Source organism: Hanstruepera ponticola (genome assembly GCF_012931685.1).
Classification (GTDB): domain Bacteria; phylum Bacteroidota; class Bacteroidia; order Flavobacteriales; family Flavobacteriaceae; genus Hanstruepera; species Hanstruepera ponticola.
In genome coordinates, this window is record NZ_JABANC010000009.1 from 47,259 (window position 1) to 59,373 (window position 12,115).

Genomic DNA, 12,115 nt, shown 5'->3' on the forward strand with positions numbered 1-12,115 from the left:
ATAAATAACTCGCTTTTCGAAAGACATTGCCCCAAGTCACGAAAAGACAAATATAAATAACATGAAAAAGCCTACTTATTCAAAAATCGCTCTTATTGCATCACTGATTTTTATTGGGTTACAAAGCTATGCCCAGAACTATGTGCCATTCACACCTAGGTTTAATCAGGACTTACGTGGAGATATTGTTTTAATTGGTAACAATATTCTTGGCCCAGATAATAACGCTTTTAATGACAATAATACCTACAATCATAATGTAGATATGCAATATATTGACATAGACGGTGATGCTTCTACTTTTAGTTCTTCAAGTGCTGATTTAGAAATACCAAACCCGAATTGTTATAGAATTATTTATGCGGGTTTGTATTGGGGAGCCGTAACTAATGGTGATGAGCCAATAACCAATGTGAAGTTGAAAGGCCCAACTGGTGGATACAATGATGTAACGGGAACCATCATATACGATGCCAACGGATCGGCTACAGGCAATAGCTTTCCGTATTCATGTTATGCAGATGTTACGTCAATTGTTACAAGTTTTGGTTCTGGTGCAGATTTAGGTACATATACTGTAGCAAATGTATCTAGCGCATTAGGTGAAACTGCTACTTTTGATCCATACAACGGAACTGGTTTTTCTGCAGGATGGTCTTTATTCATTGTATATGAAGACCCAACCATGCCTGGAAAATCTATTACGAGTTTTGATGGTTTTAGTGCCATAAGTAGTTCAGTAAACGTGGATATTCCCATTTCTGGATTTAGAACCGTTCCTGCTCCTGCCCCTGTAAGAGCTAATTTGGCATTTGCAACATTGGAAGGTGATAAACCTATTCAAAATGACCGTTTAGAGTTAAATGGTGTACCAATGTCTGCTGCAGACAGACCAGCAAATAACTTTTTTAATAGTTCTGTTACGCGATTAGATGCAACACCTGTTAATAACAGAGTACCAAATAGTACGAATACTTTAGGTTTTGATACAGGTGTAATGGTTGTGCCTAACCCAGGAAACTCATTAATTGCTAATGATGCTACTTCTGCAACGTTTAGTTTAGTCAGTGATCAGGATGTTTATTTTCAATATTTCTTTGCATTTGCAGTTGAAATCATTGAACCTAATATTGTTCTGACTAAAATCGTAGAGGATGACGCTGGAAATAATATTGGTGGACAAACAATAGGTCTCGGACAACCTCTAAATTATATAATTGGTTTTCAAAATGTAGGTAATGACCACGCTACTAATTTTCAGATTAGAGATATTCTTCCAATAAATATCATATTTAATTATCCTACAGATTTAGTATTGCCTCCTGGTGTTACAGTTGCCAGTTACGATCCTGGAACACGTGAAATTATCTTTAATATAGCAGATTATTTAGTTGAAGAAAACGATCCTGTTTATGAAATAAGAATTGAAGCGCAAACGGTTGAAACCTGTAATGAATTAGCCGATTCATGTTCTAATATAATTAATAACCAAGCATTTGCATCGTACTATGGTTTTTACAATCCAAATTTTTACGTAACTGATGACCCTAGTTATAGCAGTAATACAGGCTGTTTAATTTCACCTCAAGCAACCAACTTTTTGGTAAATCTTGATTGTGAATTTGTTCAGGATATTTCACTTTGCGGAGATAGTGTTTTGGTAACAGCCGCTGATGGTTATGACTCCTACTCTTGGTCAACAAGTCCTACAGGAACTCCTGAAATAGGTACAGGTCAAAGTATTACAATAACCTCAACTGGCACCTATTATTCATTTAACAATGCCATTGCACCATGTCAGTCTATAGTTCAACAATATAATGTTTCTGTTTTTGGAGGCAGTAGTTTAACGAACCCTGTTATCCCTTATGCTGATGAAGTAGTTACTTGTCCTAATGATGGTAAACCATTGCCAAACATCTTTTTATGTGGTGCCAATGATATTAGAGAAATAGAAACTAACATCGCTGGGGCTACTTCAATTATATGGGAACAGTTAGATGAATCTAGCTGTGCTCCTGTTACTGATCCTGATTGTGCCAATGAAAATAGCGCTTGTACATGGAATGAAGTCGCAACTGGACCAAATTATGTAGCAAACACAGCTGGTCAATTTAGAATTACAATAAACTTTGAAGGTGGTTGTTTTGCACAATTTTATTTTAACGTTTATCAAAATATATTGAATCCGACTGTAACCTCAACAGATATTATTTGTACAACACCTGGTTCCATTACGGTTAATAATGTTCCTAGTGGTTATGAATACAGTATTGATGGCACAAACTTTCAAGCAAGTAATGTGTTTACAGTTCCTACACCTGGAACTTACACAGTTTACATCAGACAGGTTGGAATTGATACCAACCCATGTATTTTTACTGTACCAGATGTACAAATCAGAGCTCGTGATTTTACAGTATCCAATATCGTAACACAACCACTTTGTCATGGCGATTTAGGAAGTATTCATTTAGCTGCAAACGATGTAGATCCGCAATATTTCTTTGCCATTTATGATGGTGGCACACTTGTAAACAGTGTGGGTCCAATAACCGAAAACAGTTATACGTTTGCTAACCTCAACCCTGGAGTATATACTGCCGTAATTGAAACTGAAGACGGTTGTACCCATACAGAAGATATTGAAATAATTGAACCACCATTATTAACGGTTACAGCTGCTATTACAATACCATTAACTTGTACCGATGGTGAAATAACAGTGTATCCTGAAGGAGGAACACCACCATACTTCTATTTTATAAATGGTTCTTCGGATTTTCAAACCGTTCCTGAAATAGTTGTTACTAGTGCTGGAACTTATGATATTACTGTTATAGATTCTAACAACTGTAGCGCCAGCACAACTATTGAAGTTGAATCAATACTTGCCCCAGAATATACAGTTTCAACCACTGATTTGGATTGTGCTGGAGATTCTAATGGTTCAATTATTTTTAATGTAACCAATGCCAATGGCAATAGTTTAGAGTTTAGCATTGATGGTGGTGCATCGTATTCAAACTCATCGACCTTCACCAATTTACCTGAAGGCAATTATGATGTCGTTGTTCAATATTCGTTTGGTGGTTCGGTTTGTAATTCCGACCCACAAACAGTTACTATTTCATCACCTGACCCAATAATTGGTACCGCAACCTTAACAGCTGCTTATACCTGTACATCAGATGGAACCATTACCGTAACTGGAGTTTCTGGTGGAACACCCCCTTACACTTACAGTATTGATGGCGTAAATTTTCAAGCAAGTGATACATTTACTGGATTAACAACAGGAACTTACACAATAACCATTCAAGATGCTAGTGACTGTACCTTTATTACAAATGATGTGACTATTGACCCATTAAATCCTCCAACCGATTTAATGTTCGATCATACACCTTTGACCTGTCCATCTAATACAACAACGGTAACTATTACTGGTACAACTGGAGGTGTTGGTATTTTAGAATATCAAATAATAGCACCAGCATTTGCTGTAACACCTTATCAAACATCTAATACCTTTTCTGGTTTAGTTCCTGGAACCTATACATTTCAGGTAATTGATGAGAACGACTGTACCTATAGTGAAACCTATACTATTGACCCATTACCTACACCAACGGTCGCTACTGTGTTGACTGAAGATTTAGATTGTACATCAGATCCAGATGCCGTAATTACCGGAACTATTTCTGGTCCTGCTCCATATACTTATGCTGTATCTATTAATGGTGGAAGTTACACTGGTTTAGGTGCAACCGGAACAACGTTTACTTATAGTACCACAACTCCAGGTACGTATCAATTTGAAATTACAGATGCCAATGGTTGTACCGCAGAATCTATGGTACACACCATCAATCCTATCGTGCCACCTGCAATTAGTTTAATTATCCAAACACAGCCCATATTATGTAACGGTGATTCCAATGGCGCAATTGATATTACTATTGATACATCGGTTGGAACACCTCCGTTTGTTATCAATGTGCATAATGACACAACAGGAACCGATTATGGAACACAAACTTCTGGATTGCCAGCTGGTACTTATACTATAACAGTAACGGATGCCAAATCATGTACAGGAACAGATACCATAACTATTAGCGAACCAGATCCCATACTTGTAAATTATCATACAGTAGATATTTCATGTACGGGTGGAGGTGTGTCTCAAGGCTCCATAATTATTGATGGTGTAACTGGTGGAACAGCTCCTTACAATTACTTTGTTACGGGAACCAATGGATATTCAAATTCTGAAACAAATTCAACCGGAACAACTTCTGTTAGTTTTGATGTTGTTGATTTTGGACTATATCAAGTCAATGTTGTAGATGCAAACGGTTGTTCAGTACTAATCCAAGATGTGATTATTGCATCGCCTCCTTCAGATTTAGATATCTCTGTTTCTGCAACTGTGGATTGTGCTACTGGTGGAACAGCTGTTGTGAGTATTGGTAGTACTTTAAGTAGTTCAGGACCATTCTTTTTCAGTATTTATCAAGGTGCAATTTCTGTATATCCTAATCCACCAGGATCATGGATTCCTGAAGATGCTCCTGGAAGTGAATCGGCTACTTTTACAGGCTTAACACCTGGTGTTATATACACATTTATTGTATATGACGCGTCAACTAATTGTAGTTATTATGAGCCTGCAACTACGCCTATTCCCACTAACTCTACATTGACTGTTAGCGCTGTTAGTGCCAATAACATCACCTGTACAGGAAGTGCTGATGGTAACGTTTCCTTTACAGTTAACAGTTCTTATGGTGTTGCTACAAATATCAGCTATGAAATTTTTGATTCATCTACTTTAGGATCAACAGGAATTTCTGGAACTGGAACAGTAGCAGCTGGTGGGTCTGAAACAATTACCAATTTAGGACCATTGCCATATGGGAATTATTATGTACTTATTAATGAAACAACTGGACCAAATGCCGGTTGTGGAATAGTTACGGCACCATTTAACATAACGGAATCTGCTATTCCATTAAGTCTGACTGTGTCAGTAGATCAAAATGCAAATTGTAATGCCAATTCTGGTGTTATTAGTGCGGTTGGTCATGATGGAACGGCTCCATATCAATATCAAATAACAACTAGTGCAACAGCTCCACCTGCAAATGATACATCTTGGGCGTCATCAAGTACATTTAATATGGATGCCGGCAATTACTACGTGCATGTGCTAGATGCTTATGGTTGTATTGAAACAAGTCCTGTTATAGTTTTACCTATGGATCCTACTCCTACTATTACTGCAACTTTAACTGATCAATGTACAACAGCTGAAGGTGATTTTGAAATTGATGTTGCATTAACAAATGCTGGAATACCACCATACAGTTTTAGCATTAATGGTGGTGCTTTTCAAACACAAACGGCTCCTTTTACGATTTCTAACTTATATTCTGGAACCCATACTATCGAAGTGAATGATGCCAATGGTTGTGGTAATTTAGTTACTGTAACTATTGAGGCACCATTAAACTTAACGCCTTCAGTTACGGCTACTCCAACATGTAATGATAATGATGGAGAAATAACAGTTACTGCTATTGGTGGTTCTGGTTCATACACTTATAGTATTAACCCAAATCCTGCTTCTATTAGTTTAGCTGGGAATGTGTTTTCAGGTGTACCATCTGGATTATATACCATAACAATTACTGATACAGCAACATCTTGTTCAGAAGATGTACAAATTTCATTAACTGCTGCTGTTCCACCATCAATTAGTATGACACCAACAGCAATAACGTGTTTTGGTGGTAATGATGGTTCTTTTGAAATATTAGTAAATGGTTATACTGGAGCTTATAATTATGAAGTTTTTGATAGCACAGCTACATCTGTAACTGGTGTTATTAATGCTAATACTTCTACTAATCCAATTACTGTTTCAGGTATGTCGGCTGGAAGTTATTCAGTTGTTATGACAGCGACTGAATCTCCATTTTGTTCTACTACTTCAGATATTATTATTAGCTCACCAACTGAAGCCATAGCATTGATGGTAAATGAAACCTCAAATGTAACTTGTGATAACATAAACGGTACAATTACTGCCATTGCAACAGGTGGTTGGGGAGATTATGAATATGAACTAACTGGTGCTGCTACTGTAGCATATTCAACTAATAATACGTTTACAGGTTTATCTGCTGGATCATATACCGTGAATGTAAGAGACTCATCAGGTTGTACGGCTTCAATGCCAATTACACTTGTTGAACCAACACCAATCAATGCTACATTCACACCTAGCACTACGCTATTGTCTTGTTTTGGTGATCAAAATGCGACTATTACGGTTTCTAATGTCACTGGCGGTCAAGGAAGCAACTATTCCTATACTTTAAATACTATTTTACCAACACCTAGTACATCTGGTCCACAAACATCCAATGTGTTTTCTAATTTAGGTGCTGGTACTTATAATATAATGATTACTGATGGTTTTAACTGTGAGACTTCATCTCTAGATATTGTAATTGACCAACCAACACCTATTGAAGTAGATTTAGTAACAGCTTCAACACAAAGTTGTTTAGTTGATGCAACTCTTACTTTAAGTGCTTCTGGTGGAACAGGGCCTTATACCTATAGTGATGATAGTAGTTTTTCTACTGTTTTAGGATCATTTACAGCATCAACGACATTTTCTGTTAGTCCAGGAACATACACTTATTATGTCATGGATGCCAATGGTTGTGTTAACAATGCATCAAATGAAATTACAATTGACACCTTACCTACTCTACTGATTAATTTAGAATCTACTAATCCAACAATTAATTGTGCTGGTGATAATACAGGTTCAATTGTAGCAACAGCTCAAGGTGGATTAGGAAACTATATTTACACCCTACAGGATACTGCTGGAAATACCATTCCTGCAACACAAAATTCACCTGGTGTCTTTACAGAACTTGTTGCTGGCACTTATGTAGTATATGTTGAAAGTGGCGATTGTGATACTGCAACTGCACCAATTACTATTACAGAACCTACTACACAATTAGATGCTACTTTTGTGGTTAATGATGTCACGTGTACAGGATCGGAAGACGGTGTTCTAGAAATTACAGCTAGTGGTGGTACTGGAATTATCAAATATGCCATCTCACCACAATTAGACCAGTTTTTTGAAACCAATATTTTTGAAAATTTAGCTCCCGGCGATTATGATGTCATTGTTCAAGATGAGTTGGGTTGTTACTTAACGTTCAACTTTACCATTACGGAACCTATACCAGTTATTATCAGTATAGTAGCAGATTCTATGTTTCCAGAAGTATGTGAAGGTGATTTAGATGGTGAATTTAGTATTGATATTTCAGGTGGAACCGCTCCATATAGTGTGAGTTTAGGTAACTATGATGGTCCTTATACTACAGGATCTGCAACTCAAACACAATTTGACTTTACAAACCTTGGTGGTGGCGATCATACCGTATTTGTTAGAGATAGTCAAGGTTGCGAATCTGAATGGAATATTACATTCCCTGAATCGGTAAGCATTAACCCTCTTGTAGTTGTTGAATATAATTGTGTTAATAATGCACAAAGTAATACAGTTACTGTTCTAGTAGATGATAGCATTACCAATCCAGATGATTTAGATTACTCATTAAACGGTGGTCCTTACCAAGCAAGCAATGTGTTTATAGATGTGCCAGCTGGCAATGGACATTATATTGATGTGAGACATACCAACGGCTGTATTCAAACTACTGAATTTTTTAATATTGATATAGTCGAACCTGTTACTTTGGTACTTAATGAAACTGACCTTAATGAATTTACTGCGATTGCTAATGGTGGTACTGGAGATTATCAATTCACTTTAAATGGTGAAGATTACGGTAGCACCAACACCTTTATTATTACAGAAACTGGCGAATATGTTGTTGTTGTAACTGACAGTAGTGGTTGTACAGCTATGGCTACCATTTTCATGGAGTTTGTTGATATCTGTATCCCTAACTATTTCACACCGAATGGTGATGGTGTTGCCGATTATTGGACGCCTGGTTGTACAAACAACTATCCTAACCTAACCTTCTCAATATTTGACAGGTATGGTCGTAAAATTGTTACATTAAATGTTGGTGAAAAATGGGATGGCAGATATAATGATAAAGAACTACCAACTGGTGATTACTGGTATGTAGTGAACTTAAACAGCTCTAATTCGGACCGTGATTTTGTCGGTAATTTCACACTTTACAGATAATGATGATGCATGATGAACTTGACAACTAAACTTAACCTTATGAAAAATTTACTAAAATATATACTAGTCTTAATCATTGGACAGAGTTTTGCCCAAGAGTTAAATCTACCCGTTTGGACCCAGTATTTAGCTGATAATGATTTTGTGATTTCACCAACATATGCTGGTATTGGCGACAATATGAGAATTAGAGTCAACGGGTTGACACAATGGGTAGGCATTAAGGATGCTCCTGACAATCAATCACTGTATGCTGATATTAGAGTTGCCAACAGATCTGGTGCTGGTATATCGCTTTACAATGATAAAAATGGAAACACACACCAGAAAGGGTTGAAAGTGTCATTTTCACATCACTTAACCCTTGATTATACGACAAGACAGTTTTTATCATTGGGTGTATCTTATAACCTCAATAGTTTTCGAGTAGATGTAAATAATTTTCAACCTACCTACGATATTCCCATCGTAGATCCAAATATTGACGGTGATCGATCAAATTCTAATAATAACTTTGATGTAGGCGCATTATACAGATATGGTGGATTTTATTTTAGTTTAAATATCAATAATTTATTGAGTAAGGAAATTGAAGACTTTAGAGGTATTGAACCCGAGTTATTACGTAACTACCAAATATATTCTGGATATGTCATAAAAAGCAAGCACAATAAACGTGTAGAGTTTGAACCATCTGTTTTCTTTCAAATGTTTGAAAGTGATAACCGTTCTAGTACCGATATTAATTTTAAATATAGAAAGTATAATAGAAAGGAAGATTACTATTGGATTGGTGCTTCTTACCGTTTTCTTAATGATCAACCATTCAAACCCCTTAATCTAGGACCTATGGCTGGTATCATGAAATCAAAGTTTTATTTTGCTTATTCTTATCAAATAACCATGAATGATTTAGCAGGTTATAACTCTGGTACCCATATGATTACTATTGGTTTTGACTTCCTACAAGGATTGAGTGATTGTATATGTACAGATACGAATTAATAATTCAGGAAATAGTTGCCTATTTTAATTCTTTAGGAAAAAGTGTCAAGATTGTTTTTCCTTTTTTGAGTTGACCCCAATCTGTTATATCAAAATTGATGACTACAACGCCACTTGTTGGTACATTATCAATGTACTTACTACCATAACTATTCACAAAATTAGTTAACGCATAATTATGACCAAAAATCATTAATGAGTCAATATTATTATTACAATTCTTTATAACATTTACTAAACTCTCACCTGAAAAATCGTAGAGTGCGTGTTTCAAACTAAAATCAATTTCAGAAATTTTTAATACATCTTTAAATATTTCCGCTGTGGTCATAGCACGTACAGCATCACTAGATAGTACAGCGTCAATTTGAAAATTGTAAGTATCAAAAGTCTCCGCTACCAATCTAGCATCATTAAAACCTCTTTCCTTTAATGGTCTGTTGATATCACTTAAATCGTGTTTCCAAGAGGATTTTGCATGCCTAACTAGAATTAATTTTTTCATATTCAATCGATTAAATTCAAAAAATATCGATAAAGTGTTTGATATTTCAGACAAATGACATATATTGGCCCAATAAATTAAAAGTAAAAAAAATATTAACCAAATCTAGAACTAATTTATTAACCAATGGTAACATCCTGTATTATAGACTGCAAAAAAGTCATCCGTTAAATTATCTCAATAATCCGATGAAAGGTTTTTCTCATACTTTTTATCGAATTTATGAGTTATTTGGCATTTTTATTTGATTTGATAGCAATATCGCTATTTATTTGTGTCGTAAGCTATTAATTAATTTATGACCCCAAATCAAAATGAAATATCTTAATCCATTCGCATTATTACATAATGCACTTCCCTCAATAACATTTTATTATATCATCTATTTGTATAACAATTAAGCTTGTTAATACTTAATAGATAAAAAACAAATTTTTGCAGTAAATACAAATCTACAATCTTATGAAGACAATTACTCATAAAATTAATCTGCCTAGCTATGTGATAATATTTATATTATTTGTACATAGTTTCGCAATGGGGCAAACACCAAGTAAAGAAGCCGCACTGTCGGTTGATTCAGGTGTTACTAACACGGATTCGCTATCATCAGCACTCAATGTTGATTCATGTTCAGCCAACGATTTTACATTAGGTAACTTTTATCTAGCAGACATCAATGGTAATCCGTTAAACAATAACTGTACACCAGGCACACCGCAGACTGCCTATATTTTTGCATTTTTTAATGCAAATACAGGTGCTGGTCGTTATAGTCTATATATAGATTATGATGTATTCATTAATGGTGTTTTCAGTTATCATGTAAACGATTGTTTATATGAGGGACAAGCTTTACCAGTAGGACAAAATGTGCAAGTCCAACAAGTAAATTGGAATTGTGGTGATCAAATACAATTACGAAACTTTTACATGTCATGGCAATCAAATGCTGGAAGAGCATGTGGTCCGAATCCATCTAAGTGTTACTTTGACGCAAATGGTTTTCAGGTTAACGCACCTTTAATTGCGAACTTCAGTTCTGCAATTGTTTGTAATTCGTACCAAATACAATTTACTGATGGCACTACGGGAGGTGATGTTGATAATCCATATAATTATGTATGGAATTTTGGTGATGGTAGTCCAAACTCTAATGCTCAAAACCCATTACACACATTTCCTGGTCCAGGTGATTATACAGTGACCTTAACAGTTACAGATAATGATGGTATTATAGATGATCAATCTTATGTAGTCACGGTTTATCCGTTATTAGTTGGATTGACTCTTGATGTTACACATACACCATGTAATGGCGGAACCACTGGAGCAATAACTGCAAACGGTGTTTCAGGCGGTTTTGGTGCTTATACCTATAGTATCAGTCCTCAACCAGGAGGTTCTGTTCAAAACGGAAATGAATTCACAAACCTACCATCAGGTACTTATACTGTTACGGTAACAGATGAAAATAATTGTTCAATAAGTGAAGATGCTACAATTGTAGTTGGTGATGATACGGCTCCAATTATTGACGCACCAGTTGATATCAATGTTGAAGGATGTGATGCCAATGATGTTACTAATGGCTCATTGACCTCTTTACCTTACAGTACAACACCATCAGTTATTTCTGAATTGCAATTTTTAGCAGAAGGCGGAACTTTTACTGAAGATAATGTTGCTGAAATTACATATCAAGATTCAGCTTCAGGTACTTGTCCAACAATAATTACAAGAGTATTTACTATTTCTGATGATTGTGGACAATCTGCTTCAGATACACAAACTATTACAATTGATGATACGGTTGCTCCATCTGCACCAAGTGCACCTGCTGACATCGCTTATCAATGTTTGACTGACGTTCCTGCTCCAGGAGACTTAACAGCCACTGATGCTTGTGCAGGAGATATTACGGTAACTGGTGTAGATTCAACTGATAATTCTGATCCTTGTAATGTGGTTATTACACGTTCTTGGACGTTTACTGATAGCTGTAATAATGAAACGGTTATTTCGCAAACTATTACGGTTGCTGATACTATTGACCCTGTGGCACCTAGTGCACCTGCTGACGTTGCATACCAATGTTTAACAGATGTTCCTGCTCCTGGTGATTTAACGGCTACTGATAACTGCGCTGGTGACATTACTGTGACTGGTTCAGATTCAACTGATAATTCTGATCCTTGTAATGTGGTTATCACACGTACTTGGACGTTTACTGATAGCTGTAATAATGAAACGGTTATTTCGCAAACTATTACGGTTGCTGATACTATTGACCCTGTGGCACCTAGTGCACCTGCTGACGTTGCATACCAATGTTTAAC

General features: G+C 36.0%; 4 protein-coding genes. 3 read left to right on the forward strand and 1 reads right to left on the reverse strand.

What is annotated here, in order from left to right:
* The first annotated feature begins 61 nt into the window (after positions 1 to 61).
* Together HGK31_RS14130 and HGK31_RS14135 are read left to right on the forward strand one after the other, a co-directional pair.
* A complete protein-coding gene (locus HGK31_RS14130; protein WP_191860947.1) occupies positions 62 to 8,266 on the forward strand; it encodes a T9SS type B sorting domain-containing protein in 8,205 nt (2,734 codons plus the stop codon).
* A 39-nt stretch (positions 8,267 to 8,305) separates the two neighbouring features.
* Complete coding sequence (locus tag HGK31_RS14135; RefSeq protein WP_191860949.1) at positions 8,306 to 9,271, forward strand: PorP/SprF family type IX secretion system membrane protein; 966 nt, start codon at positions 8,306 to 8,308, stop codon at positions 9,269 to 9,271.
* 19 nt (positions 9,272 to 9,290) lie between these two features.
* Here HGK31_RS14135 and HGK31_RS14140 read toward each other — a convergent pair whose 3' ends face one another.
* The gene (locus HGK31_RS14140; RefSeq protein ID WP_191860951.1) at positions 9,291 to 9,776 is read right to left on the reverse strand and encodes a SixA phosphatase family protein; all 486 of its coding nucleotides are present in this window, start codon (positions 9,774 to 9,776) and stop codon (positions 9,291 to 9,293) included.
* 462 nt (positions 9,777 to 10,238) lie between these two features.
* On the opposite strand from HGK31_RS14140, the gene HGK31_RS14145 reads away from it, so the two are divergent.
* On the forward strand, positions 10,239 to 12,115 hold a 1,877-nt coding region (locus HGK31_RS14145; RefSeq protein WP_191860953.1), incomplete at its 3' end, for an HYR-like domain-containing protein.